Annotated in this window: 26 protein-coding genes; 7 read left to right on the plus strand and 19 right to left on the minus strand. The window is 70.1% G+C overall.

All coding sequences use genetic code 11. From position 1 onward, the window contains the following. Window positions 1–79: 79 nt before the first annotated feature. The 3 genes from ACWFRJ_RS38615 to afsQ1 are packed head-to-tail and all read right to left on the minus strand — an operon-like array spanning window position 80 to window position 2,927. Window positions 80–682, minus strand: coding sequence for a hypothetical protein (locus tag ACWFRJ_RS38615; protein ID WP_453542255.1), 603 nt, complete (start codon window positions 680–682; stop codon window positions 80–82). Next, window positions 679–2,253, minus strand: a complete 1,575-nt coding sequence (locus ACWFRJ_RS38620) for an ATP-binding protein (protein WP_453542258.1) — start codon at window positions 2,251–2,253, stop codon at window positions 679–681. Before ACWFRJ_RS38620 ends, ACWFRJ_RS38615 begins: the two co-directional genes overlap by 4 nt. Then, complete coding sequence (afsQ1, locus tag ACWFRJ_RS38625; RefSeq protein ID WP_266873095.1) at window positions 2,250–2,927, minus strand: two-component system response regulator AfsQ1; 678 nt, start codon at window positions 2,925–2,927, stop codon at window positions 2,250–2,252. The genes ACWFRJ_RS38620 and afsQ1 overlap by 4 nt, the downstream gene beginning before the upstream one ends. Window positions 2,928–3,141: 214 nt before the next feature. Here afsQ1 and ACWFRJ_RS38630 point away from each other — a divergent pair, with 214 nt between their 5' ends. Next, a complete protein-coding gene (locus ACWFRJ_RS38630) occupies window positions 3,142–3,900 on the plus strand; it encodes a SigE family RNA polymerase sigma factor (RefSeq protein ID WP_453542262.1) in 759 nt (252 codons plus the stop codon). Window positions 3,901–4,043: 143 nt separating this feature from the next. Here the strand turns inward: ACWFRJ_RS38630 and ACWFRJ_RS38635 are convergent, their stop codons facing one another. Beyond that, on the minus strand, window positions 4,044–4,682 hold the full coding sequence (locus ACWFRJ_RS38635) for a uridine kinase family protein (protein ID WP_453542265.1): 639 nt from the start codon (window positions 4,680–4,682) through the stop codon (window positions 4,044–4,046). 123 nt (window positions 4,683–4,805) lie between these two features. On the opposite strand from ACWFRJ_RS38635, the gene ACWFRJ_RS38640 reads away from it, so the two are divergent. Next, window positions 4,806–5,213, plus strand: a complete 408-nt coding sequence (locus ACWFRJ_RS38640; protein WP_453542267.1) for a hypothetical protein — start codon at window positions 4,806–4,808, stop codon at window positions 5,211–5,213. Between the two features lie 45 nt (window positions 5,214–5,258). On the opposite strand, the gene ACWFRJ_RS38645 is transcribed toward ACWFRJ_RS38640, so the two are convergent. Next, window positions 5,259–6,770, minus strand: coding sequence for an MDR family MFS transporter (locus ACWFRJ_RS38645; protein WP_453542270.1), 1,512 nt, complete (start codon window positions 6,768–6,770; stop codon window positions 5,259–5,261). Between the two features lie 35 nt (window positions 6,771–6,805). Beyond that, complete coding sequence (locus ACWFRJ_RS38650; RefSeq protein ID WP_453542272.1) at window positions 6,806–7,411, minus strand: NADPH-dependent FMN reductase; 606 nt, start codon at window positions 7,409–7,411, stop codon at window positions 6,806–6,808. A 157-nt stretch (window positions 7,412–7,568) separates the two neighbouring features. On the opposite strand from ACWFRJ_RS38650, the gene ACWFRJ_RS38655 reads away from it, so the two are divergent. Beyond that, entirely contained in the window at window positions 7,569–8,306 is a 738-nt protein-coding gene (locus ACWFRJ_RS38655; protein ID WP_453542274.1) for a TetR/AcrR family transcriptional regulator, read from the plus strand. Window positions 8,307–8,398: 92 nt separating this feature from the next. Here the strand turns inward: ACWFRJ_RS38655 and ACWFRJ_RS38660 are convergent, their stop codons facing one another. The 3 genes from ACWFRJ_RS38660 to deoC are packed head-to-tail and all read right to left on the minus strand — an operon-like array spanning window position 8,399 to window position 11,708. Then, window positions 8,399–9,286: an aldehyde dehydrogenase family protein gene (locus ACWFRJ_RS38660; protein ID WP_453542277.1), complete on the minus strand. Its 888-nt coding sequence runs from the start codon at window positions 9,284–9,286 to the stop codon at window positions 8,399–8,401. Beyond that, on the minus strand, window positions 9,279–10,748 hold the full coding sequence (locus ACWFRJ_RS38665) for an aldehyde dehydrogenase family protein (RefSeq protein ID WP_453542280.1): 1,470 nt from the start codon (window positions 10,746–10,748) through the stop codon (window positions 9,279–9,281). Before ACWFRJ_RS38665 ends, ACWFRJ_RS38660 begins: the two co-directional genes overlap by 8 nt. Window positions 10,749–10,751: 3 nt before the next feature. Continuing rightward, the gene (deoC, locus tag ACWFRJ_RS38670; RefSeq protein ID WP_453542582.1) at window positions 10,752–11,708 is read right to left on the minus strand and encodes a deoxyribose-phosphate aldolase; all 957 of its coding nucleotides are present in this window, start codon (window positions 11,706–11,708) and stop codon (window positions 10,752–10,754) included. Between the two features lie 148 nt (window positions 11,709–11,856). On the opposite strand from deoC, the gene ACWFRJ_RS38675 reads away from it, so the two are divergent. Next, window positions 11,857–12,492 (plus strand): PH domain-containing protein, encoded by a 636-nt coding sequence (locus ACWFRJ_RS38675; protein ID WP_453542283.1) that lies wholly within the window; start codon window positions 11,857–11,859, stop codon window positions 12,490–12,492. 14 nt (window positions 12,493–12,506) lie between these two features. Here ACWFRJ_RS38675 and ACWFRJ_RS38680 read toward each other — a convergent pair whose 3' ends face one another. The 4 genes from ACWFRJ_RS38680 to ACWFRJ_RS38695 all read right to left on the minus strand — a co-directional run bounded on the left by ACWFRJ_RS38680 (window position 12,507) and on the right by ACWFRJ_RS38695 (window position 17,359). After that, entirely contained in the window at window positions 12,507–13,748 is a 1,242-nt protein-coding gene (locus ACWFRJ_RS38680) for a glycosyltransferase family 39 protein (RefSeq protein ID WP_453542286.1), read from the minus strand. Between the two features lie 121 nt (window positions 13,749–13,869). Next, window positions 13,870–15,522: a phospho-sugar mutase gene (locus tag ACWFRJ_RS38685; protein WP_453542585.1), complete on the minus strand. Its 1,653-nt coding sequence runs from the start codon at window positions 15,520–15,522 to the stop codon at window positions 13,870–13,872. 442 nt (window positions 15,523–15,964) lie between these two features. Then, entirely contained in the window at window positions 15,965–16,789 is an 825-nt protein-coding gene (locus ACWFRJ_RS38690) for a purine-nucleoside phosphorylase (protein WP_453542289.1), read from the minus strand. A 132-nt stretch (window positions 16,790–16,921) separates the two neighbouring features. Continuing rightward, window positions 16,922–17,359, minus strand: a complete 438-nt coding sequence (locus ACWFRJ_RS38695; protein WP_249588135.1) for a gamma-glutamylcyclotransferase — start codon at window positions 17,357–17,359, stop codon at window positions 16,922–16,924. 152 nt (window positions 17,360–17,511) lie between these two features. Between ACWFRJ_RS38695 and ACWFRJ_RS38700 the strand changes: the two genes are divergently transcribed. Both ACWFRJ_RS38700 and ACWFRJ_RS38705 read left to right on the plus strand, forming a co-directional pair. Further along, complete coding sequence (locus ACWFRJ_RS38700; protein WP_453542292.1) at window positions 17,512–18,960, plus strand: NAD(P)H-quinone dehydrogenase; 1,449 nt, start codon at window positions 17,512–17,514, stop codon at window positions 18,958–18,960. Between the two features lie 208 nt (window positions 18,961–19,168). After that, window positions 19,169–20,146: a DeoR/GlpR family DNA-binding transcription regulator gene (locus ACWFRJ_RS38705; protein WP_453542295.1), complete on the plus strand. Its 978-nt coding sequence runs from the start codon at window positions 19,169–19,171 to the stop codon at window positions 20,144–20,146. On the opposite strand, the gene ACWFRJ_RS38710 is transcribed toward ACWFRJ_RS38705, so the two are convergent. Both ACWFRJ_RS38710 and ACWFRJ_RS38715 read right to left on the minus strand, forming a co-directional pair. After that, on the minus strand, window positions 20,132–20,797 hold the full coding sequence (locus ACWFRJ_RS38710; protein WP_453542298.1) for a TetR/AcrR family transcriptional regulator: 666 nt from the start codon (window positions 20,795–20,797) through the stop codon (window positions 20,132–20,134). The two genes, ACWFRJ_RS38705 and ACWFRJ_RS38710, sit on opposite strands and share 15 nt — an antisense overlap. Before the next feature lie 141 nt (window positions 20,798–20,938). Beyond that, window positions 20,939–22,711, minus strand: coding sequence for an acetyl/propionyl/methylcrotonyl-CoA carboxylase subunit alpha (locus ACWFRJ_RS38715; RefSeq protein ID WP_453542301.1), 1,773 nt, complete (start codon window positions 22,709–22,711; stop codon window positions 20,939–20,941). A 349-nt stretch (window positions 22,712–23,060) separates the two neighbouring features. On the opposite strand from ACWFRJ_RS38715, the gene ACWFRJ_RS38720 reads away from it, so the two are divergent. Beyond that, the gene (locus tag ACWFRJ_RS38720; RefSeq protein WP_453542304.1) at window positions 23,061–23,537 is read left to right on the plus strand and encodes a hypothetical protein; all 477 of its coding nucleotides are present in this window, start codon (window positions 23,061–23,063) and stop codon (window positions 23,535–23,537) included. Between the two features lie 22 nt (window positions 23,538–23,559). On the opposite strand, the gene ACWFRJ_RS38725 is transcribed toward ACWFRJ_RS38720, so the two are convergent. The 4 genes from ACWFRJ_RS38725 to ACWFRJ_RS38740 all read right to left on the minus strand — a co-directional run bounded on the left by ACWFRJ_RS38725 (window position 23,560) and on the right by ACWFRJ_RS38740 (window position 26,363). Next, window positions 23,560–24,168 carry a nucleoside triphosphate pyrophosphatase gene (locus tag ACWFRJ_RS38725; RefSeq protein WP_453542307.1) on the minus strand — a complete coding sequence of 203 codons (609 nt, stop codon included), beginning with the start codon at window positions 24,166–24,168 and terminating at the stop codon, window positions 23,560–23,562. A gap of 61 nt (window positions 24,169–24,229) precedes the next feature. After that, complete coding sequence (mmpB, locus tag ACWFRJ_RS38730) at window positions 24,230–24,358, minus strand: morphogenic membrane protein MmpB (protein ID WP_453542310.1); 129 nt, start codon at window positions 24,356–24,358, stop codon at window positions 24,230–24,232. 88 nt (window positions 24,359–24,446) lie between these two features. Beyond that, window positions 24,447–24,653, minus strand: a complete 207-nt coding sequence (locus ACWFRJ_RS38735) for an acyl-CoA carboxylase subunit epsilon (protein WP_383283186.1) — start codon at window positions 24,651–24,653, stop codon at window positions 24,447–24,449. A 42-nt stretch (window positions 24,654–24,695) separates the two neighbouring features. Next, window positions 24,696–26,363, minus strand: a complete 1,668-nt coding sequence (locus ACWFRJ_RS38740) for an acyl-CoA carboxylase subunit beta (RefSeq protein ID WP_453542314.1) — start codon at window positions 26,361–26,363, stop codon at window positions 24,696–24,698. Window positions 26,364–26,374 lie beyond the last annotated feature (11 nt).

Raw genomic sequence — 26,374 nt, forward strand, 5'->3', positions numbered from 1 at the left:
TGGTGGCAGGATCGGTTCCGCGTATCTCCTCCCGGTACGCGGCGCTGTCCTGATCGCACAGGGTGACTGTCTTGTTCGGCTACTTCACCGTCTCGGTGGGCGGAGCCACCGTTCCCGGGCGCTGGCGGACCGCCTGGGTGCATTCGTAGCGGCGCAGCGGGTCGTCGCCGGGGCCGCCCATGATCACCTGGCGGTCGTCGTCCGCCGCCGCGCTGTCCGCGAACGTGCACACGATCTGAGCCAGTGCGAACGCCGACAGGTCATCGGGAGACGTACTGAACCGCAGCGCGTCCTCGGGGTCCCCCTTCCGGGGTCCGCTGATGACCGTCCCCGCGCGTACGTCCGTCGCGAAGCCCGCCTGCTTCTCCGGGCTCGACGGGGTGTGCGCGAGCTCGTCGAGGAGCGCCTGCGCGATGCGGACCCGGTCGGTCGCCGCCTTCTCGGTGGGGATCCGCACCGAACGGTCGACGGTCACGAGCTGCGCCGCGCACACCAGGAAGACCTGTACGGGGATTCCGCTGGTGGACTGTGACGCGATGCTCGACCCGGACATCACGCAGGGCACACGGGAGGGCCCGGGACCGAAGTCCGTGGGCACCTCCGTCGAGCGGATCCCGCAGCCTGCGAGCGTCGCGGTCAGCGCGGCGGCGACGAGGGCGGCACGCAGCCGTCGGCGGTTCATGGTTTCTCCCCCTCGACGGCGTCGTCACCGTCCGTGCCCTCGTCCGTCTCGTCGAGCAGATCCGACGGATCGCGCGGCAGCCACAGCGTGAACACCGCGCCGCCCTTCGGCGAGTTCGCCGCGGTGAGCTCGCCGCCGTGGATGTGCGCGTTCTCCAGGGCGATGGAGAGCCCCAGACCGCTGCCCTCCGAACGCGGCCTGGACGCGCTCGCCTTGTAGAACCGGTCGAACACGTGCGGCAGTACGTCCTCGGGGATGCCGGGGCCCCCGTCGCGTACCGCGATGACGAGCTTCTCGCCCGCGAGCCGCACCGAGACCTTCACCGGGGAACCGCCGTGCTTGAGGGCGTTGCCGATCAGGTTCGCCAGGATGACGTCGAGGCGGCGCGGGTCGAGCCGCACCATGATGCCGCGCTCGGCGTCGAGCTCGACCGCGTCGAGCCAGGCACGGGCGTCGATGCAGGCAGTGATCTGGTCGGCGATGTCCACGTAGTCCAGGACGAGCCGGGCCGTGCCCGCGTCGAAGCGGGTGACCTCCATCAGGTTCTCCACCAGGTCGTTCAGGCGGCGGGTCTCGCTGACCACCAGACGCACGGCGGGCTCGATCATCGGATCGACGCTGCCGGTCTCCGCGTCCAGCTCCTCCTCGAGCACCTCCGTCACCGCGGTGATCGCGGTCAGAGGCGTACGCAGCTCGTGCGACATGTCGGCGACGAAGCGCCGCGACGCCTCGTCACGGGCGCTCATGTCGTCGACCTTCTTCTCCAGGCTCTCCGCGGTCCGGTTGAACGTCCGTGACAGATCGGCGAGTTCGTCCGTGCCCGACACCCGAAGGCGGGTGTCCAACTTGCCCTCGCCGAGCCGTCGCGCGGCGACCCCGAGCCGGTGCACCGGCTTGAGCACGGTGGTCGCCGCGGCCTGCGCGAGCAGCGCGGAACCGATCAGCGCGAGCCCGGTGGCGATCGCGAGCGACCAGCCAAGGGAGCTCAGGTCCTTGGCCTCCGGCTCCAGGGACTTGAGCATGTAACCGGTCGGCCCGCCGCCGATCACCTTGGCACCGCCCACGAGGTACGGGGTGCCGTTGTCGACGGTCCGCTGCCAGTACAGGTGGTACGGACTCTTGTTGCTCGAGGTGAGCGGCTGTTCCTTGTTCACCGTCTTGCGCAGCGACTTGGGTACGTCGGCCAGCGTGAAGGCGTCCAGGTCGGAGTAGCCGACGATCGTGTCACCGTCGGCGTCCTGCCCGATCAGGAGCACGCTGTAGCGCTGGCTGCTGTTGGCCATCGTCCCGGCTGCCTGCTGCAGTTCGTCCTGGGTCGGATTGGGCGGCAGCGCGCCGGCGCGGGTCTGCATCTCCTGCTGGAAGTCCTTCAGAGCCGCGTCCTGCGCGCGGGTCAGGACCGCCTCGCGGTTCAGCCAGTACGCGATTCCGGAGGCCGTCACGGCGGCGGTGAGCGCCACGAGCCCGAACACCACGACGAGCCTGAGCCGCAGACTCGTGAAACGGAGCCCCGCCAATATGGCCTTGCGCGCCGCGGCCCAACCGCGGAGCCTGTCCTGCGGTTTGGTCACTGAGGCGTGTCCAGCCGGTAGCCGACTCCACGCACCGTACGGATCAGCGTCGGCGAGGACGGCACGTCCTCCACCTTCGCGCGCAGGCGCTGCACACACGCGTCGACGAGCCGTGAGTCACCGAGGTAGTCGTGCTCCCACACCAGACGCAGCAACTGCTGTCGCGAGAGCGCCTGTCCGGGCCTGCGGCTCAGCTCGAGGAGCAGCCGCAGCTCGGTCGGTGTGAGCTGCAGATCCTCGCCGTTCTTCGTGACGGTCATCGCGGCGCGGTCGATGACGAGCGAACCGAACGCCGCCGCGTCATTGGCCTCGCGCTCACCGCGGCGAAGGACCGCACGGATACGGGCGTCGAGCACCCGGCCCTGCACGGGTTTCACCACATAGTCGTCGGCACCGGACTCGAGCCCGACGACCACGTCGATGTCATCGCTGCGCGCGGTCAGCAGGATGATCGGCAACTGGTCGGTGCGCCGGATGCGACGGCACACCTCGAATCCGTCGATGCCCGGCAGCATCACATCCAGCACGATCAGGTCCGGCCGCTGCTCACTGAGCAGCTTCAGGCCGTCCTCGCCGGTGGCAGCAGTAGCCACCCGATGCCCTTGGCGGGTGAGCGAAAGCTCAAGGGCCGTTCGGATGGCGTCGTCGTCCTCAATCAGCAACAGGGAAGGCACGGACGTCATTCTGTCCCATGGCACGGTCACAGTTCGACTCTTGGTCGTTCCCCGGGCTCTCAAAGGGCTGGTCGGTACCCCATCCCACACTTCTCCCTCACACATGGAACCGCTGTTGCAGGCCTGTGACAGTCGGCGGACACCGTCATGAAGTCGGTCGGGCAGAGTTTTGGTCACACGGAAGAAGCCGGACACCACCGACGGGGGGCGCGAGATGAACACGCTGCACAGCACCAGCTCAAGCGCAGTAATCACGCGACTCCACGACGTGATCCGGACCGCCGAGAGGCACGAGAAGTCCGGTGCCGTGAGCGGGCGGGGGTGCGCTCGCGGCACCGGGCGTCAGCACACCGCGTACATGACGGTGGTTGACGCGTACCGAGGGGAAACCCAAGGTGAGGCTCACGGGGGAGCCGCGTACAGGGAGGACACGGGGGAACGCACATCAGCGTCGGAGGCGGAGTTCACCGCCTACGTCCAGGAGCGTCGTGCCTCCCTGTACGCAACCGCCTATCACCTGACCGGTGACCGTTTCGAGGCCGAGGACCTGCTCCAGAGCGCCCTCTTCTCGACGTACCGGGCCTGGGACAGGATCAGCGACAAGGCCGCGGTCGGCGGATACCTCCGCCGCACCATGACCAACCTGCACATCAGCGCCTGGCGGCGCCGCAAGCTCAACGAATACCCGACCGAGGAGCTGCCGGAGACGGCGGTCAACACGGACGCGATGCGTGGCACCGAACTCCGCGCGGTTCTCTGGCAGGCCCTGGCCCACCTCCCCGAACTGCAGCGGACGATGCTGGTCCTGCGCTACTACGAGGGCCGCACGGACCCCGAGATCGCGGAAATCCTCGACATCAGTGTGGGCACGGTCAAGTCCAGCATCTGGCGCTCCCTGCGCCGGATGCGCGAGGACGAGGTCCTCAGCTTCGGCCGTGACCAGGAAGAGTCCTTCGGCGAGTTGGTCGCCTAGGGATCACGGGGGCCGCCGCTCCCGGGGGGAAGTGGCGGTAGCAGGGGGGAACGGGGTCCACGGGGGAAAACGGGGATCACGGGGGTAACAAGTGGCGGGACCGGAAGGCCGGGGGGTCTTTCCGGTCCCTCTGCTTTTGGTGCCTAGAGCACGGCTCCGCGCGCCTTGACGCACCGTCCGGCCGCGGCGGCGGCAAGTCGCCCCAAGGCCTCGTCCTTTCCACAGGGATGAGCGCCAAGGGCGGTCTGCCGGGCGACGATGGCGCGTTCGGCGCGCATCAGCCGCCACCCGCGACGCAGCAGGAACGCCACGGACTTGCGCCCCTCGCGCAGATCGCGCAGAAGCCGCCGCCGGAAGGTGGTGGAGGGCCGGCCACGCAGACAGATCGCGTCGGCGAGCACCCCGATCTCCCGGCACCGCTCCACGATGTCCGCCGCGAAGATGCCCTCCGCGATGAAGAGGGGTGTGCGCTCGATGTCCATCGAGGACTCGCCCGTACGCGAACTGGTGGAGATGTCGTAGAGAGGAACGCTTGTACGTCCCGTACGGCACAGCCGCTCGATGGCGGCGAGGGCGACGTCCGCGTCCCAGGACGCGGGAGAGTCCCAGTCGATGTCCGTGCTGCCGGGGACCTGCGGCAGGGTCGGGTCGTCACCCTCCTTGTAGAAGTCGTCGAGGCACAGGACGGGCAGTCCGGAGCGGGTGGCGAACGACGACTTGCCTGAACCGGAGGGGCCGGCGAGCAGTACGACTCGGGTGGGTATCGGGAGATGGGAACTCACGAGAGACCAGTGTGCGGCATTGAGCCGCCCAGGCGACCCGACGGGTAGGGCTTTGGTACCCGCATCCCACCTCAACTACGCTACGTGGGCATCTGATTACTCAAGAGGATATGGGCGGTACCCATGGCACGGCACGCAACAGCCTCCAAGCACCTCTCCCGCGCCCTGCTGCGCGCGGGTCTGACGGTGAGCATCGCGGGCACGGCACTCGGCATCGGCGGCGCGGCGACGGCGAGCGCCGCACCCGCGCCCGCACCCGCGCCCCAGGCGTCCGACAACCTGCCTGCGGCCGGTGAGGGGGTGCTCAGGGCGATGCAGGAGGTCACCGCCGGTGGGCTCGGGCCCATCAAGGACTTGAAGCTCAACCCGCTCGCGGGCACCGGGTCCGACCCGCTGGACAACGCGGTGGGCACCAAGATCGCTGACTTCAAGCCGGTCTCGACGGCGCCGCTGACGGCCCCGCTGACGCAGGGTGCGTCGCTGGGTGAGCTGCCCCTCGTGGGCCAGGCCACGACGCTGCTGCCCGGCTAGTCCCGTATTTCGTCCGGCTGGTCCCTGGCGTGGAGGCACCCCCTGTCAGTCCTTCCGCAGGGGGACTTCCCGCACCAGCCACGCCACCGCGAAGGCCAGCGCGCCGAGCAGCGCGGCGCCGAGGAGCACGCCGTGCATGCCGCTGGTGACGGCCGTGCGCACCGCTTCCCGTGCCTCGTCCGGCATCTCATGGACCGCCTCGGGCGTCCACGAGGTGCCGCCGTCCGGCATGCCGCCCGACGTGAGGCGGCTCGCGTAGACCGCGCCCATGACGGCGATGCCCAGCGAGCCGCCGATCGTGCGCAGGAGGGTGGTGGTGCCGGTGGCGGCGCCCATGTCGCGCGGCTCCGCGCTGTTGATGGTGATGAGCAGGGTGCTCTGGATCAGGAAGCCCATGCCCGCGCCGAGCACGAGCGTCAGGGCGGATGTCACGGCGGTGGGGGTGTCCGCGCCGACCGCGAGGAGCGCGAGGCCGCCGATGGCCGTCGCCGCGCCGCCGACGATGGTGTAGGCGCGGTAGCCGCCGCCGTTGGACGTGATCCGGCCCAGCAGGAGCTGCGCCCCGAACATGCCCGCCATCAGCGGGAGCAGCAGCATGCCGCTTGCCGTCGAGGAGGCGCCGCGTACGAACTGCATGTACTGCGGCAGGTAGGCGGACGCCGCGAGCATCGCCGCGCCCACCAGGAACGTGAGGACCTGGGCGAGCGTGAAGTTGCGGTCGGCGAAGAGCCGGGGCGGGATGATCGGTTCGGCGGCCCGCCGCTCGACCCGCCCGAACCAGATCAGGGACCCCGCGCCGATCACGCCGAGCCCGAGGATCTGCGGCGACGCCCATCCGTACGTCGTCCCGCCCCAACTGCCGAGCAGCGTCAGGGCGAGGATGCCCGTGGAGAGCAGGGCGGCGCCCGCGAAGTCGATGCGGGCCGTGACGCGCTCGGTGCGCAGGTGCAGGCGCAGGCCGATGATGAGCAGGGCGAGTCCGCCGACGGGCACGTTGACGTAGAAGACCCAACGCCAGTCGAGCTGGTCGGTGAGGAAGCCGCCGAGCAGCGGCCCGCCGACCAGCGCCACGGGCATCATCGCGCCGACCATCGACTGTGAGCGGCCCGTCTGTGACGGCGGCAGCATGACGCCGATGATCGAGATGGCGCCGACCATCAGACCGCCCGCGCCGAGGCCCTGCACGGCGCGGAAGGCGATGAGCTGTCCCATGTCCTGGGCGAGCCCGGAGAGTACCGAGCCCGCGAGGAACACGGCGATGGACCAGATGAAACTGCCCTTGCGTCCGTACAGATCGCCGAGCTTTCCCCAGATGGGCGTGGAGACCGAGGCGGTGAGCAGATAGGCCGTCACCACCCAGGAGAGGTGGTCGAGGCCGCCGAGGTCACCGACGATCGTCGGCAGGGCGGTGCCCACGATCGTGCCGTCGAGCAAGCCGAGCATCAGGCCGAGGAGCAGTCCGAAGAGGACGAGCTTCGAGGGTCCGCGCTCTTCGGGTGGCGGTGGTCCGGCGTCCGCAGGGCCCGGTGCGTTCGTCGCTTCCGTGGTCTGGGTCATGGTTCGGTTCCCCCCTGGTGTGAAGTGGCGTCGGGTCAGGCGGCGTACGGGGTGCGGGACTTTGCGTCGCGCAAGGCGTGCGCCCACCAGGCCAGTTGGTCGAGCAGCGCCTTGGCCGCCGTGTCGACCGTGGGGTCGTCGACGGAGCCGTCCTCGCCGAAGCGGCCGAAGGCGTTGTGGAAGCTGACCGTGTTGCGGATGGTCGTGGCGTTCAACTCGGCCATGATCAGGCGCAGTTGCTCCACCGCGCGCAGGCCGCCGGAGAGTCCGCCGTAGGAGACGAAGCCGATCGGCTTCCCGTGCCACTCCGTGTTGTGCCAGTCGACGGCGTTCTTCAGGGACGCCGGGAAGCTGTGGTTGTACTCCGGCGTGACGAAGAGGAACGCGTCGGCCGCCGCGAGGCGCGGCGAGACCAGGGCGAGCGCCTCCTCGGTGCCGGGTGCGGGCGGCTGTCCGAAGGCGGGGAAGACGGTGGGCAGCGGGGTCTCGGCGAGGTCGACGACATCGGTGGTCATGTCGTCGCGCTGGTCGAGGTGGGTGGTCAGCCACCGGGTGACGACCGGTGCGAACCGGCCCTCGCGGGTGCTGGCGACGACGACGGCCACGCGGAGAGGGCTGCTGGTTCGGCTGCTGCTGGACATGAGGATCCCCCTGGGAACGCTTGGATGTGTACGACGTATCGAGCTGCGTACAACGTACACGCGTAATGTGTACAGCGTCTACTGTGGGATACGTTGTACGCTCACGCTCACGCTCCGGCGTTTTGACGACTCGACGATCCGAGAGAGGGGCCCGGCTGTGGCTGGCCAGAAGAAGGACGGCAAGGCGGCGCCGGACAAGTCGCTCTGGGAGCGCCTCGAACAGCCGGTGGCCGCGCCACGGGCGTCGCTGTCCCTGGACCGGATCGGTGCCGTGGCCGTGCAGGTCGCCGACGCGGAGGGCTTCGCCGCCGTCACCATGCGGCGGCTCGCCACCGAGCTGGGGGTCGCGCCCATGGCGGCGTACCGGCACGTCTCGGGCAAGGACGACCTATGGGCGCTGATGGCCGAGCGGGTGGCCGCCGAGCACCGGATCCCCGAGGGGCTGACCGAGTGGCGTGAGGTGCTGCGGACCTTCGCCCTGCTGACCCGGGAGATGATGCTGCGCCACCCGTGGGTGGGTCAGCTGCCCACGGCTCTGTTCGTGCTCACCCCGGGCCGGATGGCCATCGCCGAGCGGCAGTTGGCGTCCCTCGACGGCCTCGGGCTCGATGAGGACACGATGATGATGGCCTTCCGCACGGTCAGCGCCTACGCGCACGGCGCGGCCTCGTCCGAGGTGGCCCTCCTCGAGTGGACGCAGGCCGAGGGCTGGTCGTCGGGGGCCGAGACCCGCATGGGCCTCGCGCCGCAGATGACGTACCTCATGGAGACCGGCCGCTACCCCACGTACCGGCGCTACGGTCTGCGGTCGCGGCGCAAGGACGACGCGACCTGGACGTTCGAGACGGGCCTCGACTGCGTCCTGGACGGGATCGCGGCCCGGCTCGGCATCTGACGCGCGCTGAAAGGGCGAAGCCCCGGCTCTCCTGGACGGAGGAGGGCCGGGGCTTCGTTGTGCGGCGAGTGGTTCGGTGTGGGCGGCAGGCCTCAGTACGAAGAGCCGGACGCGCCCAGCGAACCCGTGGGGTGCCAGACCGTCTTGGTCTCCAGGAAGGCCGTCAGGCGGTGCGTGCCCGGGTCCGCCGACCAGTCCACAGGCTGTGGACGGACGACGCGCTTGAGGTTGTCGGCTGCGGCGACCTCAAGCTCCTTCGCCAGTACGTCGTCCTCGACGCCCGCGAGGTCGATCGCGTTCACGTCCTGGTGCGCGGCGAGCGACGGGGTGATCTCCGCCGTCCTGCCGGACAGGATGTTCACGACGCCGCCCGGCAGGTCGGAGGTGGCGAGCACCTCGCCGAGCGAGAGCGCCGGGAGCGGGGAGTCCTCGCTGGCGATCACCACGGCCGTGTTGCCCGTGGCGATCACCGGGGCGATCACCGAGACCAGGCCCAGGAACGACGACTTCTGCGGGGCGACGACCGTCACCACGCCCGTCGGCTCTGGCGACGAGAGGTTGAAGAAGGGGCCCGCGACAGGGTTTCCGCCGCCCACGATCTGGGCGACCTTGTCGGTCCAGCCCGCGTACCAGACCCAGCGGTCGATCGCCGCGTCCACGACGGCGGCGGCCTTGGACTTGGACAGGCCCTCCGCCTCGGCGACCTCACGGACGAACTGGTCCCTGCGGCCCTCCAGCATCTCCGCGACGCGGTAGAGGATCTGGCCGCGCAGATAGGCCGTCTTGCCCGCCCAGCCGCCCTGCGCCTTGCGCGCGGCGACGACGGCGTCACGCGCGTCCTTGCGGGACGACAGCGGGGCGTTGGCCAGCCACTTGTCCTTCGAGTCCGTCACCTCGTACACCCGGCCGCTCTCGGAACGCGGGAACTTCCCGCCCACGTACAGCTTGTAGGTCTTGAAGACACTCAAACGCTCAGACATCGAGGTAAGCCTCCAGGCCGTGGCGGCCGCCCTCGCGGCCGTAACCCGATTCCTTGTAGCCGCCGAAGGGCGAGGTCGGGTCGAACTTGTTGAACGTGTTGGCCCAGATGACGCCCGCGCGCAGGCGATCGGCGACCGCGAGGATGCGGGAGCCCTTCTCCGTCCAGATGCCGGCGGAGAGGCCGTACTGGGTGTTGTTGGCCTTGGCCACGGCCTCTTCCGGCGTGCGGAAGGTGAGGACCGAGAGCACCGGGCCGAAGATCTCGTCGCGGGCGACGGTGTGCGCCTGCGTGACGTTCGTGAAGAGCGTCGGCGCGAACCAGTAGCCGGACGAGGGCAGTTCGCACGGGGCGGACCAGCGCTCGGCGCCCTCCGCCTCGCCCGTCTCGGTGAGCGCGGTGATACGGGCGAGCTGCTCGGCGGAGTTGATCGCGCCGATGTCCGTGTTCTTGTCGAGCGGGTCGCCCAGACGCAGGGTGGTCAGACGCCGCTTGAGGGCGTCGAGCACCTCGTCCTGGACCGACTCCTGTACGAGGAGGCGCGAGCCCGCGCAGCAGACCTGGCCCTGGTTGAAGAAGATGCCGGTGACGATGCCCTCGACGGCCTGGTCGATGGGGGCGTCGTCGAAGACGATGTTCGCGCCCTTGCCGCCCAGTTCGAGCGTGACCTTCTTGTCCGTGCCCGCGACCTGGCGGGCGATGGCCTTGCCGACGGCGGTCGAGCCGGTGAAGGCGACCTTGTTCACGTCCGGGTGGGCGGTGAGGGCGGCGCCCGCGTCGCCGTACCCGGGAAGGATGTTGACGACGCCCTTGGGCAGTCCCGCCTGGCGGCAGATGTCCGCGAAGAACAGGGCGCTCAGGGGAGTGGTCTCGGCGGGCTTCAGGACGACCGTGTTGCCCGTGGCGAGGGCCGGGGCGATCTTCCAGGCCAGCATCAGGAGCGGGAAGTTCCAGGGGATGACCTGGCCCGCGACACCGAGCGGCCTCGGGTCCGCGCCGTACCCCGCGTGGTCGAGCTTGTCGGCCCAGCCCGCGTAGTAGAAGAAGTGCGCGGCGACCAGGGGGAGGTCGGCGTCGCGCGTCTCCTTGATGGGCTTTCCGTTGTCGAGGGTCTCCAGGACGGCCAGCTCGCGGCTGCGCTCCTGGATGATCCGCGCGATACGGAAGAGGTACTTGGCGCGCTCGGCGCCCGGAAGCGCCGACCACTTCTCGAAGGCCTTGCGGGCGGCCTTCACCGCGCGGTCGACGTCCTCGGAGGAGGCCTGCGCGACTTCGGAGAGGACCTCTTCGGTGGAGGGCGAGACGGTCTTGAAGACCTTGCCGTCCGCCGCCTCCACGAACTCGCCGTCGATGAACAGGCCGTACGACGGCACGATGTCGACGACGGAGCGGGACTCCGGGGCGGGGGCGTACTCGAAAGCTGCGGAAGCCGAGGCTGTGGAAGCCGAAGGTGAGGAAGTCATGGGTCAGTCCACCGTCACGTAGTCGGGGCCGGAGTAGCGGCCCGTGGCCAGCTTCTGGCGCTGCATCAGCAGGTCGTTGAGGAGCGATGAGGCACCGAAGCGGAACCAGTGGTTGTCCAGCCAGTCCGCGCCCGCCGTCTCGTTCACCAGGACGAGGAACTTGATCGCGTCCTTGGAGGTGCGGATGCCGCCCGCGGGCTTCACGCCGATCTGCACGCCGGTCTGCTCGCGGAAGTCGCGCACGGCTTCCAGCATCAGGAGGGTGTTCGCGGGGGTCGCGTTGACGCCGACCTTGCCCGTCGAGGTCTTGATGAAGTCCGCGCCCGCGAGCATGCCGATCCAGGACGCGCGCCGGATGTTGTCGTACGTCGCCAGCTCGCCGGTCTCGAAGATGACCTTGAGCCGGGCCTCGCCGGAGGCTTCCTTCACGGCGCGGATCTGCTCGAACACCGTCATGTAGTCACCCGCGAGGAAGGCGCCGCGGTCGATGACCATGTCGATCTCGTCGGCACCCGCCGCGACGGCCTCGCGGACGTCGCCGAGCTTCACCTCGATGGCGGCGCGGCCCGCGGGGAAGGCGGTCGCGACGGAGGCGACCTTGACGCCGCTGTCGCCGACGGTCTCCTTGGCGGTGGCCACCATGTCCGGATAGACGCAGACCGCGGCTGTCTTCGGGGTGCCGCGGTCGGTCGGATCCGGGTTCACGGCCTTCGCGCCGAGCGCCCGGACCTTGCCCGGGGTGTCGGCGCCCTCCAGCGTCGTCAGGTCGATCATCGAGATGGCGAGATCGATGGCGTACGCCTTCGCCGTGCTCTTGATCGAACGCGTGCCGAGCGCCGAGGCGCGTGCCTCGAGGCCGACCGTGTCGACGCCGGGCAGCCCGTGGAGGAAGCGGCGCAGCGTGCGGTCCGACGCGGTGGCGTCGGTCAGTGCGTGCGGAGTTGCGGGTGCAGTGGGCATGGTCACGAGGGGAGCATATCTACGCGCGTAGCGGCTGTACAGGGGGCGGGTGACGAGTGGGTTGCCCGCTGGTCGTGCCCGCCGGCCGTGGTCGCTTCTGGAGGGCGCCCCCTTAGGGCTCCCGGCGGGTTCAGGCAGAATCAGGGGTATGACCGACCCCCAGCCCCCCGTGGCGGAGCCCCAGTACAAGGACCGGACCTTCCGGTCGTCCGGCGGTATCGCCGGAGGCGTCCTGCTGCTCGCCCTCGGCGGCTGGCTCGGCATCGACGCGATGATCCGGGGCGAGGGCCGCACCCCGTGGCTCGCGCTCGCCGGGCTGCTCCTCGCGGTGCCGCTCGTCGTCGCCTTCACCGTGCGCCCCGCCGTGTACGCCAACGACGACCGGCTCCGCATCCGGAACCCCTTCAGGACCATCACGCTGCCGTGGGCGTCCGTCTCGGGTCTCCGTTCCGGATACTCGAACGAGGTCTTCACCCAGTCCGGCACCAAGTACCAGATCTGGGCCATCCCGGTCTCCCTGCGCGGCCGCAAGAAGGCCTCCCGGAGGAAGTCGCAGGGGGCGGCCGCCGGTGATCCGAGCGTCGCGAACGCGCGGCGGCCCGCTGAGGCGCACTCCCTCCGCGCGGCCGGCGACCAGATCATGGACGACCTGCGCGAACTCTCCGAGCAGCGTGTCGGCGCGGAGTCGGCGCAGGGCGAGCCCGCGGTGCGCTGGGGCTACGAGGTCATCGCCCCTGCCGTGGTCGGGGCGGTGCTGCTCGCGGTGCTTCTGGCGGTCGGTTAAGCGCGTTCTCGCGCTCAGGGCGGGCCGTGCCAGCCCAGCAGCATGTGGCCGCCGAACGCCGCCGACGTCAGCGCCGCGGTCACCATCACTGTGACGGCCACATGCACGCGCGCGTGTGCCAGTGCCGCCGCGAGCGGCAGGAGCAGGGGGAAGGCGGGGAGCAGGAAGCGGGCCCGGGGGAAGTAGACGCCCTTGCTCCCGAGGACGATCAGGAGCAGCAGCCCCGTGAAGAGCAGCAGGGGCAGCGGCTGCCGGTCGCCCACCGACAGGACGAACAGTGCCGCGGACGCGAGCAGTGTCGCCGTCACCATCATCAGGAACAGCTGCGGACGCTCCACCGACAGCAGGTCCCGCACGGTCCGCAGGGTTCCAAGACCGCCGTCCCACTCGTTGTGCCACAGCGCCTGTACGGCGAAGTAGCCGTCCCAGCGCCCGAGCCGGAACCCCACCCAGGCGACGTACGAGAGCCAGCCGAGCGGGGCGAGCAGGGCGCCCAGGAGGGTGCGCACCGCGATACGGCGGCCCTTGTCCTCCCTGTCCTCCCTTCGCCGGCGCCACAGCGTGAGCAGCGCCGTCAGGGAGACCGCGGCCGCGAGCGCGACACCCGTGGGGCGGGTCAGGCCCGCGAGCGCGGCCAGCGTGCCCGCCCAGATCCAGCGCCCGGTGAGTACGGCGTACAGCGCCCACGCGGTGAGTGCCGTGAACAGCGACTCCGTGTAGCCCATCCACTGCACGAGCGCGACGGGGAGCGAGCCCCAGAGCGCGGCGAGCAGGACGCCCGCCCTGCGTCCGTACAGGCGCTCGCCCACCGCGAAGATCCCCCACGCCGCGAGGAACGAGCAGACGACGGCGATCGCGAGCCCCACGGCCCCGCGCGGCTCCGGCACGAGCACGCTGCCCGCCCTGATGAGCAGGGGGTGCAGCGGGAAGAACGCGAGGTTGTTCGCGTCGATCTGAGTGCCAAGGGTGTGCGCGTATCCGGTGTCGGCGATCTTCAGGTACCAGTCGCAGTCCCATGACTCCGCCAGGAGGTGCCAGACGTCCCGGTGCTCCCTGCGTGCCCAGAGGGCGAAGACCAGGACACCGAGGAGGCGTACGGCGGCGTAGGCGAGGAGCGCCGGGGATGCGTGCCGAAGGGCGCGGGCGGCGCGGTTCGGAGTGTGGCGGGCCGGGTGGTGGACGATCCCGGGGGCGGCGGCGGGTGGCGGGATGGTCGAGGGGGAGGTCGTGGTGTCTGGGGTAGGTCCGTACGGCACTGCGGCAGCTCCCGGAACGTGATCGTGCGCTGCCGGTCACCCTTCCCGGGGGACCGGCAGCGCACGGATCGCTGCGGCAGCTGCGTCGGGGGAACCACCCGGACGGGTGTCCCTCGGCCCTTCAGATGCCCGCGGCCGCCGACAGGTCGCGCTTGATCGCCGCGAGGAGGTCCGTCGCCCTGGCGCGGGCGGCGGGCAGGTCGGCCTTCGCCGTCACCGGGACCACCACCTCCAGGTAGCACTTCAGCTTCGGCTCCGTACCGCTCGGGCGCACGATGACGCGGGCCCCGTCGAGCGTGTAGCGCAGGCCGTCCGTGGGCGGCAGCGTGTCCGTGCCCTGCGTCAGGTCCTCGGCCTTCGTCACCGGCAGGCCCGCGAGCGCCGTCGGCGGCTGCTCGCGCAGGCGGCGCATCGCGTCCGCGATCAGGGAGAGGTCCTCCACGCGGGCCGACAGCTGGTCGGTGGCGTGCAGGCCGTGCTCAACGGCCAGGTCGTCGAGGAGGTCGAGCAGCGTGCTGCCCTGCTCCTTGAGCTCGGACGCCAGCTCCGTGAGCAGGAGCGCCGCCGTGATGCCGTCCTTGTCGCGTACGCCTTCGGGGTCCACGCAGTAGCCGAGGGCCTCTTCGTAGCCGTAGCGCAGGCCCTCGACGCGGGCGATCCACTTGAAGCCGGTGAGGGTCTCCTCGTACGGAAGGCCCGCCTTCTCGGCGATCCGGCCCAGGAGGGAGGAGGACACGATCGACTCGGCGAACGTGCCGCGGGCGCCCCGGCGTACGAGGTGGGCCGCGAGGAGTGCGCCGACCTCGTCGCCACGGAGCATGCGCCAGTCTGTGCCGTCCGCGCCCTCGGGGCCGTCCTTGACCGCCGCCGCGCAGCGGTCCGCGTCCGGGTCGTTGGCGATGATCAGGTCCGGGTCCACCTCGCGGGCCTTCGCGAAGGAGAGGTCCATCGCGCCCGGCTCCTCCGGGTTGGGGAACGCGACCGTGGGGAAGTCCGGGTCGGGCTCGGCCTGCTCGGCGACGAGGGCGGGCGCGGGGAATCCGGCCCGCTCGAACGCCGCCAGGAGGGTGTCCTTGCCGACGCCGTGCATCGCCGTGTAGACCGTGCGGGCCGTACGGGGGGAGTCCGGGGCCAGGACGGCGTCCGTACGGGCCAGGTAGGCGTCCAGGACGTCGTCCGTGAGGGTTTCCCAGCCGGACTCGGGGCGGGGTACGTCGTGGAGCGAGGCGATCGCGTCGATCTGCGCGGCGATCTCCGCGTCCGCGGGCGGGACGATCTGGGAGCCGTCGCCCAGGTAGACCTTGTAGCCGTTGTCGCGCGGGGGGTTGTGGCTCGCCGTGACCTCTACGCCCGCGACCGCGCCGAGGTGCCTTATGGCGAAGGCGAGTACGGGGGTGGGGAGGGGGCGGGGGAGCACCGCAGCCCTGAGGCCCGCGCCGGTCATGACGGCCGCGGTGTCGCGGGCGAAGTCCGTGGACTTGTGGCGGGCGTCGTAGCCGATCACCACGAGACCGTCGGTCTGGTTCTTGGACTTGAGGTACGCGGCGAGGCCTGCCGCCGCGCGGATGACCACGGAGCGGTTCATGCGCATGGGGCCCGCGCCGAGCTCGCCGCGGAGGCCTGCGGTGCCGAACTGGAGGGTGCCGCTGAAACGGGCGGCCAGCTCTTCGGTGTCCGCGGTGTCGATCAGCTTGGCGAGTTCCTCGCGGGTCTCGGGGTCCGGGTCCTCGGCCAGCCAGGTCTGGGCGCGGGCGATGAGTTCAGAGTCGTCCAGCACGGTTCTTCAGCCTCTCGTATGCGGAGTTCTATTGCTGGGCCCGGGTGCCTGCCCCTGCGCGGGGTGCGACTGCCCGGCGCGGTCGGGGGTCTCCCCTGTCCCACCGCTGCGCGGCGGATATCTCCCACCCACCCACCCGATTACCCCGGGTGGGGTTCGCCTGTACCGCCGCTGCGCGACGGATGTCTCCCGCCCACCCACCCGATTGCCCCGGGTGGGGTTCTCCTGTACCGCCGCTGCGCGGCGGATGTTCCCCACCCACCCACCCGATTACCCCGCATCGGGAAGGGTTGTTCCTGCGCTCGGCGCGATGATGCGGGGCAATCGGGCGGGTGGGCGGGAAAGCCCCTACGGCGACGGGCACCCGGGGTGCCAAGGCAAAGCGCGCGGCGCCCCGCCAGGCAAGGCAGCCCCGGCAGAAGCGCTCCCGCCGCCAGAGCTAGATGCGGCCCAGCACCTGGCCCAGCAGCTCCCCCATGCGGGTAGCACTGTCGCGGCCCGCCTGGAGTACCTCCTCGTGGTTCAGGGGCTCGCCCGTCATGCCCGCGGCGAGGTTCGTGACCAGGGAGATGCCGAGTACCTCCGCGCCCGCCTCGCGCGCGGCGATCGCCTCGAGGACCGTCGACATGCCCACCAGGTCCGCACCGATCGTGCGGGCCATGCGGACCTCGGCCGGGGTCTCGTAGTGCGGGCCGGGGAACTGCGCGTAGACGCCCTCTTCGAGGGAGGGGTCGACCTCCTTGCAGAGGGCGCGCAGGCGCGGGGAGTACAGGTCCGTGAGGTCCACGAAGTTCGCGCCGACGATCGGCGACGTGGCCGTCAGGTTGAGGTGATCGCTGATCAGGACCGGCTGCCCGGGGCGCATGCCCTCGCGCAGGCCGCCGCAGCCGTTCGTCAGCACGATCGTCTTGCAGCCCGCGGCCACCGCGGTGCGCACGCCGTGCGCCACGGCGGCGACGCCACGGCCCTCGTAGTAGTGGGTGCGGCCCAGGAAGACGAGCGCGCGCTTGTCACCGACCTTGAAGGAGCGGATGCGGCCGCCGTGGCCCTCCACCGCCGGCGGCGGGAAGCCGGGCAGCTCGGTGACGGGGAACTCGGCGTCGGGCACGCCGAGCGCGTCCACCGCCGGAGCCCAGCCGGAGCCCATCACAAGGGCTACGTCGTGGGTCTCGGCGCCCGTCAGCTCACGCAGGCGCGCGGCGGCGGTGTCGGCGGCGGCGTAGGGGTCGCCCTGGATGTCGTCCGGAATAACTGAAGCGTTCACGCGGATGAGAGTAGCCGCTCACGCCCTACGCGCGTAGATGACGATGCTCACGGGATTCGGATCGTTGTCTTGTCGTTTCCGACGAGAGCCCCGGAGCCGGCGAAAGAGAGTGAAGGAGGGCGCCCGGCAGGGCTAGCAGGGGCGCTTGCGGAGTTCCATCACGTAGTCGTGGGGCGCTCCCGCCGTCTCCGCCGCGTCCGCCAGCTCTCCCAGATAGCGCGCCGACGGCAGCCCGCCCTCGTATCCGTTGAGGACGTACACCCAGGCCGGTTCCTCGCCGTCGAGCGTGTGCACGCGTACGCGCATCCGGCGGTAGATGTCGAGGCCCACGCCCTCCCACCGGTCCATGGAGTCCTCGTCCATGGGGGCGACGTCGTAGAGGGTCACGAAGACCTGTGAGCGCGGCGCCTCGACGATGGTCGCCAGCGCGCCCTCCCACCCCATGTGCTCCCCGCCGAACGTCAGCCGCCAGCCGTTCAGCCAGCCGGTCTGGCGCAGCGGCGAGTGCGGGGCGCGGCGTGACATGAGCCGCGGATCCAGATTGCCGGCGTACGCGGCGTAGAGCGACATGTGGTCGAGGGTACGGCAGGTGAAGCGTGCGTCCCTCCGATGGCGGAAGTGCCCTTCTCGTAGGAAGAACGGCCCGGACGTGTAGCCGGACATGTAGGAAGAACGGCCCGGATGGAGCCCCCGGGGCGAAGCACCTTGAAGCGTGCGGGACAATGGAGTACGTGACTCGGATCGTGATCATTGGCGGCGGACCCGGCGGATACGAGGCGGCACTCGTTGCCGCCCAGCTCGGCGCGGAGGTGACCGTCGTCGACTGCGACGGTCTGGGCGGGGCATCGGTGCTCACCGACTGCGTCCCGTCCAAGACTCTGATCGCCACGGCCGAGGTGATGACAAGCTTCGACTCCTCGTACGAGGAGCTCGGCATCATCGTCGCGGACGACACTCCGCACATCGACACTCCCGCGCGCGTCGTCGGCGTCGACCTGGGCAAGGTCAACCGGCGTGTGAAGCGCCTCGCGCTCGCGCAGTCCCACGACATCACCGCCTCCGTCACCCGCGCGGGTGCGCGCGTGCTGCGCGGCCGTGGCCGTCTGGAGGGCCAGCAGGACACCGACGGTTCGCGCAAGGTCGTCGTGCGCGCGGCCGACGGGACCGAGGAGACCCTCGTCGCCGACGCCGTGCTCATCGCCACCGGCGGGCACCCGCGCGAGGTCCCCGACGCGCTGCCCGACGGCGAGCGGATCCTGAACTGGACCCAGGTGTACGACCTCGACGAGCTCCCCGAAGAGCTCATCGTGGTCGGCTCCGGTGTCACCGGTGCCGAATTCGCCGGTGCCTATCAGGCGCTCGGGTCCAACGTCACGCTCGTATCCAGTCGTGACCGCGTGCTGCCCGGCGAGGACCCCGACGCCGCCGCCGTCCTCGAGGACGTCTTCAGGCGTCGCGGCATGAACGTCATGTCGCGCTCGCGCGCCGCCTCCGCCAAGCGTGTGGGCGACCGCGTGGAGGTGACGCTCGACGACGGCCGTGTCATCACCGGGACGCACTGCCTGATGGCCGTGGGCGCCATCCCGAACAGCAGTGGCATGGATCTGGAGGAGGCCGGGGTCAAGCTCAAGGACTCCGGTCACATCTGGACCGACAAGGTCTCGCGGACGTCGGCGCCCGGTGTGTACGCCGCCGGTGACGTGACCGGGATCTTCGCGCTCGCCTCCGTCGCCGCCATGCAGGGGCGCATCGCGATGTACCACTTCCTGGGCGACGCGGTGCAGCCGCTGAACCTGAAGACCGTGTCGTCGAACGTCTTCACCGACCCCGAGATCGCGACCGTCGGCTACAGCCAGTCAGACGTCGACGGCGGCAAGATCGACGCCCGTGTCGTGAAGCTGCCGCTCCTGCGCAACCCGCGCGCGAAGATGCAGGGCATCCGCGACGGCTTCGTCAAGATCTTCTGTCGCCCCGGTACGGGCATCGTGGTGGGCGGTGTGGTCGTCGCGCCGCGCGCTTCGGAGCTGATCCACCCCATCGCGCTCGCGGTCGACAACAATCTGACGGTCGAGCAGATCGCGAACGCTTTCACCGTGTATCCATCCCTTTCGGGGTCGATCGCGGAGGTCGCGCGTCAACTCCACACGCGGAAGTCGGCGGGCGAAGGCTGATCGCGGGCTGATCGTCGGTTGAACGGCGACTGATCGGGTTTCGAGCGGGTATTAACTCTGCGCAGGTCACGGGCTGTTGCGTCCCATTCGCCCGGCATAGGCGGGGCGGATAGGTCCTATACCACTTCCTGCTCAGCCGTGCGAACAACTTCTGTAATTCGGCGCAAAGTGCTGAAAGCAGACGGTCGTTGGGGTTACTGTCAGTTTCGTGTTCGCTGCAGAACGTCGCCAATTGATCCTCGAAATGGTGCGGGCCAACGGAGCGGTATCGCTCCGGGAGCTCGCCCGCGTCGTCCAGACCTCCGAAGTGACCGTACGGCGGGACGTGCGCGCGCTGGAGGCAGAAGGACTCCTCGACCGCAGACATGGCGGTGCGGTATTGCCGGGCGGATTCACGCGGGAGTCCGGCTTTCCGCAGAAATCACATCTCGCGACCGCCGAGAAGACGGCTATCGCCGATCTCGCGGCGGGACTCGTCGAAGAAGGCGAAGCCATCGTCGTCGGGGCGGGTACGACCACGCAAGAGCTGGCCCGACGGCTCGCGCGGGTACCCGGTCTGACCGTCGTCACCAACTCCCTTCTGGTGGCACAGGCCCTGGCCCATGCCAACCGCGTCGAGGTCGTCATGACCGGCGGCACTCTGCGCGGGTCCAACTACGCGCTCGTGGGCAGCGGGGCCGAACAGTCCCTGCAAGGTCTGCGGGTCTCGCGCGCCTTCCTGTCGGGCAGTGGTCTGACCGCCGAGCGCGGCCTCTCCACGTCCAACATGCTCTCCGCGAGCGTGGACCGTGCGCTCGTCCAGGCGGCGGCCGAGGTCGTGGTCCTCGCCGACCACACCAAGCTCGGCACCGACACGATGTTCCAGACGGTGCCGACGGACGTCATCACCCGCCTGGTCACGGACGAACCACCCGCGCACGACGACCGTGCGGCCACCGAACTGCAGGCCCTGGCTGACCAGGGCGTACAGATCGCGGTCGCGGGCGGGAACGCGAACTCCAACTCCGGATCAGGGGTGGATTCCGTCCCGGCGCGACAGCCGCGCCGGGACGTGCCCCTGCCGGGCCAGCGTCGTAACCACGGTGGTCACGGGGCAGGTCCTGGGGCGCAGTTGCGCAGTGCGGTGCTCGGGGAGCAGCAGCCCGGGGAGCGTTCCGCGCGAGTGGCGGATCTACGCCGCCGTTGAACCGGCCGCCGGGTCCTGAACGGACTCTTCGGGTGCCGGCCCTTCGGGCGCCGAGCCTTCGGGCGCGGAGCCTTCTGGCTTCAGGCCGCGCAGGGTCAGCATCAGGAGGCGGTCGGCCAGCTCCGGCTCGTCGGGGGTCTCTTCGGCGGCCAGCGCGATCGCGTTGGTCAGCTGCATCAGATCGCCGATCGAGACGCCGTGGCGTACGGCGCCGGCTTGTTGTGCCCGCACGAGCAGGGCCGTGCCCGCCTCGCGCATCGGCCTGCTGCACCGGGAGAGTGCCGAACTGTCGTCGTGCGACGCCGACATGAGGGCGCGGGAGAGCCCGCGGTACTCACCCGCATGAGTGATGATGGCGCGGAGCCAGGTCACCAGGGCCGAGCAGGGGTGCGGATCCTTGAGCAGCGCGTGGGAGTGGTCGAGGAGATCGCTCACCGCCTCTTCGAAGACGGCGCTCATCAGAGCGTGCCGGTTGGGGAAGTGGCGGTAGAGGGTGCCGATGCCCACGTTCGCGTGGCGGGCGATGTCCTCGAGCGAGGCGTCCGTGCCGTGCTGGGCGAAGGCGGTGCGCGCCTGTGCGAGGAGCCGGTCGTAATTGCGGCGCGCGTCAGCTCTTTTCAAGCGGGGGCGCTCTTGCGGGCTCACTGCCATGGCGTGCCTCCCTGACCTGTACGCGTGCCCATAGTCTGCCCGAAGCTTGCGTACCGTCGGCCACCGGCTCCGCCGAGTTCGTCCTCAAACGCCGGACGGGCTGGAACCTTCCCAGCCCGCCCGGCGTTTTCGAGAAGCGCGTCAGTCCTTGATCTCGCAGATGACCGCGCCGGAGGTCAGGCTCGCGCCCACCTCCGCCGTGAGGCCCTTGATCGTGCCCGAGCGGTGCGCGTTCAGAGGCTGTTCCATCTTCATGGCCTCAAGGACGACGACCAGATCGCCTTCCTGGACCTCCTGGCCCTCCTCGACCGCGATCTTGACGATCGTGCCCTGCATGGGCGACGCGAGGGTGTCACCGGAGGCCGCGGGGCCCGACTTCTTCGCCGCGCGCCGCTTGGGGCGGGCGCCGCCCGCTGCGGCGGTGCGGGCGATGGTCATGCCGAGCGAGGAGGGCAGCGAGACCTCGAGGCGCTTGCCGCCCACCTCGACGACCACCGTCTCGCGGCCCGGCTCCTCGTCCGCCTCGGTGTCGACCGCCGCGGCGAACGCGGGGATCTCGTTGACGAACTCGGTCTCGATCCAGCGGGTGTGGATCGTGAACGGGTCGGCGGAGCCGGTCAGTTCCGGGGCGAAGGCCGGGTCCTTGACGACCGCACGGTGGAAGGGGATGGCGGTGGCCATGCCCTCCACGGTGAACTCGTCCAGCGCGCGCGCGGCCCGCTGCAGGGCCTGCTCGCGCGTCGCGCCGGTCACGATCAGCTTGGCCAGGAGCGAGTCCCAGGCCGGGCCGATCACCGAGCCGGACTCGACGCCCGCGTCCAGGCGCACGCCGGGACCCGACGGCGGGTCGAAGAGGGTCACGGTGCCCGGCGCGGGCAGGAAGCCGCGGCCCGGGTCCTCGCCGTTGATGCGGAACTCGAAGGAGTGGCCGCGCAGTTCGGGGTCGCCGTAGCCCAGTTCCTCGCCGTCGGCGACACGGAACATCTCACGGACCAGGTCGATGCCCGCGACCTCTTCGGTGACCGGGTGCTCCACCTGCAGACGGGTGTTGACCTCCAGGAAGGAGATCGTGCCGTCGGTGCCGACCAGGAACTCCACGGTGCCGGCGCCCACATAGCCGGCTTCCTTGAGGATCGCCTTGGACGCCGCGTACAGCTCGGCGGTCTGGGCCTCGCTCAGGAACGGCGCGGGCGCCTCCTCCACCAGCTTCTGGTGGCGGCGCTGCAGCGAGCAGTCACGGGTGGAGACGACGACCACGTTGCCGTGCTGGTCGGCCAGGCACTGGGTCTCCACGTGCCGCGGCTTGTCGAGGTAGCGCTCGACGAAGCACTCGCCGCGGCCGAAGGCCGCGACGGCCTCGCGCACCGCGGAGTCGTACAGCTCGGGCACCTCTTCGAGGTTCCGGGCCACCTTCAGACCGCGTCCGCCGCCACCGAAGGCGGCCTTGATCGCGATCGGCAGGCCGTGTTCCTTCGCGAAGGCCACGACCTCGTCGGATCCGCTGACGGGATCCGGCGTACCGGCCACCAGCGGGGCACCCGCGCGCTGCGCGATGTGCCGGGCTGCGACCTTGTCCCCCAGGTCACGAATGGCCTGCGGCGGCGGGCCGATCCAGATCAGATCCGCGTCCAGCACGGCCTGGGCGAATTCGGCGTTCTCCGAAAGGAAGCCGTAACCGGGGTGGATCGCATCCGCCCCCGCATCCTTGGCCGCGGCCAGCACCTTGGAAATATCCAGGTAGCTGGTGGCCGGAGTGTCACCGCCCAGGGCGAACGCCTCATCTGCCGCGCGTACATGCAGAGCATCCCGGTCAGGATCTGCGTAGACGGCTACGCTCGCGATCCCTGCATCCCGGCATGCCCGAGCAACGCGGACAGCGATTTCGCCACGGTTGGCGATGAGCACCTTGCGCACGATGGCTCCCTCCTTGAAACAAGCCGAGTTTAGGGACTGCCGACACGACCTTTCGACCCGTCCCCAGTGGTGAGCTTGCCCACACGGAGCGTGATCCGGGGCCTGCCCGTCCGTGAAATCCCTTGTCGCACCACGGTACGCAGGGTCCCTTCGAGGGAGACTAGCGCGCCGGTGTGGCCAAGGTCTCTGTGAGGGCGTGCTGCGGCAGGGGGCCATTCTTTGTGGAGTCCCTACGAATGGCCCAATGATTCTTTGCCTTCGGCAGAGCCCTTGTCCCCTGGTTTACCCGTTAGTAGCGTTCGCGATGTCTGGGACGTACTAGCGGTAACAGTGGAAGAGGGTGGGCGCCGTGGCGCGTAGACCGGTGGCCTGGGTGGGCGCGATCGTGCTCTTGGTGGAGGCGGTGGGCATCGCGTTGCTCAACTGGTTCCTGGGGCTCGTCGTGGACAAGCAGGACATGTCGCTCGCCGGGCTCGACCCGCACGCGATGTCCGTGTCGACGTGGATCGCGGGCGGCTTCTTCGGCCTCTACCTCGCGCTGTGCGGCGTCATCATGCTGCGCTCGGCGATACGCGACCGCGCGCCGGGCCGCTTCGGACGGCTGCTCCTGATCAGCGCCGCCGTGGTGCACGGCCTGCTCGGTGCGTTCTCGATCGGCCTGGTGGGCTGGGCGGCCTTCGTCTTCATGATGGTCGTGCTCGGCCTGATCGTCCTGACCCTCGTGGCGTACGACAAGAAGCCCGACGCGGTCTCTGACGAGCCGCGCGTCGGCAAGGGGGAAGCGGGCGGCGGCGCCCCGGAGAACGGCGCCCCACAGCCCGCCTGAGCCCTTGCGAGGCCCCCTGGGGCTACTTCGCCCACAACTCCGTGATGCCGACGCCAAGTTCGCCCAGGAGGCGGCGGAGCAGCGGCAGCGAGAGGCCGATGACGTTGCCGTGGTCGCCCTCGATCGAGTCGATGAAGGGGGCCGAGAGGCCGTCGAGCGTGAACGCGCCCGCCACGTGCAGCGGTTCACCGCTCGCCACGTACGCGGCGACCTCCTCGTCCGAGGGCTCACCGAAGCGGACGACGGTCGATGCGAGCGCCGACACGTGCCGTCCTGCCGCGGTGTCGTACACACAGTGGCCGGTCTGCAGGATGCCCGCGCGGCCGCGCATGGACTTCCAGCGGGCGGTGGCCTCCTCGGCGTCGGCGGGCTTGCCCAGCGCTTCTCCGTCCAGTTCGAGGACCGAGTCGCAGCCGACGACCAGGGCGCCCTTCGCGTCCGGGCGCGCGGAGACGACCGACGCCTTGGCCTCGGCCAGGGCGACGGCGAGCTCGGCGGGGGTCGGTGCGGAGATCGCGTCCTCGTCGACCCCGCTGACGATCACCTCGGGGGCGAGACCGGCCTGGCGCAGGAGGCCGAGCCGGGCGGGGGACTTGGAGGCGAGAACGAGACGGCGGGGCTGATCACTCATGCGGCCAGCGTAGCGAGCATCAGCCGGTGAGCCTGCGCCGGTGAGTCTCAGCCGGTGAGCTTCAGCGCAGGCCGAGGACGAACATCGCCACGACCATCGCCAGGGCGAGGACGACTCCCGCACGGCGCATCTTCGCCTGCATGTCCCGCATGTCCTTGGGCGGGTTGTTCTCGGGGTCCGACCACAGCATGACTCCGATACTGCGCGCGGAGAGGTGCAGGGCGCCTGAGTACGCGTACTCAGGCGCCCTGCATGTCCCACTCATCTTCAGCCGGGGCCTACACGGGCCAGTACGTGCGGCCCCACGTCGTCGGTCCAGGTGCGGGAAGGCGGTGGCGGGCCACCCGCGCCGGGTCGGCCCAGGCGTCGAGCACCGCGGGCGCGCCGGACGGCTGGTTCGCGACCGCCGCGGCGCGCGCCTGGACCACCGCCAGTGCGGCGGCCAGCTCCTCCGGGGTGGGGTTGCCCCGTACGACCTTGATCATGAACGGACTCCTCGCTGAAGCACGGTCTGGCTGAGGCACGGCCTAGAGGGGGATGTTGCCGTGCTTCTTCGGGGGAAGGGATTCCCGCTTCGTACGCAGCTGACGCAGGCCCCGGACAAGATGGGCGCGGGTCTCCGACGGCATGACCACGGCGTCGATGTAACCGCGCTCGGCGGCCGTGTACGGGTTGAGGAGCCGGTCCTCGTACTCCTGGATGAGCCGGGCCCGGGTCGCCTCGACGTCGCCGGTGGCCTCCGCCGCCGCGATCGTCTTGCGATGCAGGATGTTCACCGCGCCCTGCGCGCCCATCACCGCGATCTGCGCGGTCGGCCAGGCCAGGTTGAGGTCGGCGCCCAGGTGCTTGGAGCCCATGACGTCGTACGCGCCGCCGAACGCCTTGCGCGTGATGACGGTGATCAGCGGGACCGTCGCCTCGGCGTAGGCGTAGATCAGCTTCGCGCCGCGGCGGATGATGCCCGTGTGCTCCTGCTCGACGCCCGGCAGGAAGCCCGGCACGTCGACGAAGGTGATGACAGGGACGTTGAACGCGTCGCAGGTGCGGACGAAGCGGGCGCCCTTCTCGGACGCGTCGATGTTCAGGCAACCGGCGAACTGCGTCGGCTGGTTGGCGACGATGCCCACCGGGCGGCCCTCGACCCGGCCGAAGCCGGTGAGGATGTTCGGCGCGAACAGCGGCTGCGTCTCGAAGAACTCGGCGTCGTCCAGAACGTGTTCGAGCACGCTGTGCATGTCGTACGGCTGGTTGGCGCTGTCCGGGATCAGCGTGTCGAGCTCGCGGTCCTCGTCCGTCAGCGCCAGGTCCGCGTCCTCGGGGAAGGCGGGCGGCTCGCTGAGGTTGTTCGAAGGCAGGTAGGAGAGGAGGGACTTGACGTACTCGATCGCGTCCTTCTCGTCGCCCGCCATGTGATGGGCGACACCGGAGGTGCTGTTGTGGGTGCGGGCACCTCCCAGCTCCTCGAAGCCGACGTCCTCACCGGTGACCGTCTTGATGACGTCGGGCCCGGTGATGAACATGTGCGAGGTCTGGTCGACCATGACGGTGAAGTCGGTGATGGCGGGGGAGTAGACCGCCCCGCCCGCGCACGGCCCGACGACCAGGCTGATCTGCGGAATGACACCGGACGCGTGCGTGTTCCTGCGGAAGATCTCCCCGTACATCCCCAGGGCCATGACGCCCTCCTGGATGCGGGCGCCGCCGGAGTCGTTGATGCCGATGACCGGACAGCCGGTCTTCAGGGCGAAGTCCATGACCTTGACGATCTTCTGGCCGTAGACCTCGCCGAGGGCGCCGCCGAAGACCGTGAAGTCCTGGGAGAAGACGGCCACGGGGCGGCCGTCGACGGTGCCGTAACCGGTCACGACCCCGTCGCCGTAAGGGCGGTTGGCCTCCAGGCCGAAGTCGGTCGAGCGGTGCTGGGCGAACTCGTCGAACTCGACGAAGGAGTTCTCGTCCAGGAGCAGATCGATGCGTTCGCGCGCCGTCAACTTGCCCTTGGCGTGCTGCTTCTCGACCGCGCGAGCCGAACCGGCGTGCTTGGCCTCCTCGATGCGGCGCTGCAGATCAGCGAGTTTTCCCGCAGTCGTATGGATGTCGATACCCGGGTCACCTGCGTCGGAGCTCGCGGGGGTGGCGGGGGTTTCGCTTGCGGCGCTTGGCACGGGCACGTTGGGCTCTTCCGGCTCGGACATAGGGATGCGGC

The organism is Streptomyces sp. NPDC055239, from assembly GCF_053606205.1.

Coding starts and splice junctions, on each gene's coding strand:
- ACWFRJ_RS38615 (WP_453542255.1), bottom strand. CDS start 682: ATGAACCGCCGACGGCTGCGTGCCGCCCTCGTCGCCGCCGCGCTGACC.
- ACWFRJ_RS38630 (WP_453542262.1), top strand. CDS start 3,142: ATGAACACGCTGCACAGCACCAGCTCAAGCGCAGTAATCACGCGACTC.
- ACWFRJ_RS38640 (WP_453542267.1), top strand. CDS start 4,806: ATGGCACGGCACGCAACAGCCTCCAAGCACCTCTCCCGCGCCCTGCTG.
- ACWFRJ_RS38645 (WP_453542270.1), bottom strand. CDS start 6,770: ATGACCCAGACCACGGAAGCGACGAACGCACCGGGCCCTGCGGACGCC.
- ACWFRJ_RS38650 (WP_453542272.1), bottom strand. CDS start 7,411: ATGTCCAGCAGCAGCCGAACCAGCAGCCCTCTCCGCGTGGCCGTCGTC.
- ACWFRJ_RS38660 (WP_453542277.1), bottom strand. CDS start 9,286: ATGTCTGAGCGTTTGAGTGTCTTCAAGACCTACAAGCTGTACGTGGGC.
- ACWFRJ_RS38665 (WP_453542280.1), bottom strand. CDS start 10,748: ATGACTTCCTCACCTTCGGCTTCCACAGCCTCGGCTTCCGCAGCTTTC.
- deoC (WP_453542582.1), bottom strand. CDS start 11,708: ATGCCCACTGCACCCGCAACTCCGCACGCACTGACCGACGCCACCGCG.
- ACWFRJ_RS38675 (WP_453542283.1), top strand. CDS start 11,857: ATGACCGACCCCCAGCCCCCCGTGGCGGAGCCCCAGTACAAGGACCGG.
- ACWFRJ_RS38695 (WP_249588135.1), bottom strand. CDS start 17,359: ATGTCGCTCTACGCCGCGTACGCCGGCAATCTGGATCCGCGGCTCATG.
- ACWFRJ_RS38700 (WP_453542292.1), top strand. CDS start 17,512: ATGGAGTACGTGACTCGGATCGTGATCATTGGCGGCGGACCCGGCGGA.
- ACWFRJ_RS38710 (WP_453542298.1), bottom strand. CDS start 20,797: ATGGCAGTGAGCCCGCAAGAGCGCCCCCGCTTGAAAAGAGCTGACGCG.
- ACWFRJ_RS38725 (WP_453542307.1), bottom strand. CDS start 24,168: ATGAGTGATCAGCCCCGCCGTCTCGTTCTCGCCTCCAAGTCCCCCGCC.
- mmpB (WP_453542310.1), bottom strand. CDS start 24,358: ATGCTGTGGTCGGACCCCGAGAACAACCCGCCCAAGGACATGCGGGAC.
- ACWFRJ_RS38735 (WP_383283186.1), bottom strand. CDS start 24,653: ATGATCAAGGTCGTACGGGGCAACCCCACCCCGGAGGAGCTGGCCGCC.
- ACWFRJ_RS38740 (WP_453542314.1), bottom strand. CDS start 26,363: ATGTCCGAGCCGGAAGAGCCCAACGTGCCCGTGCCAAGCGCCGCAAGC.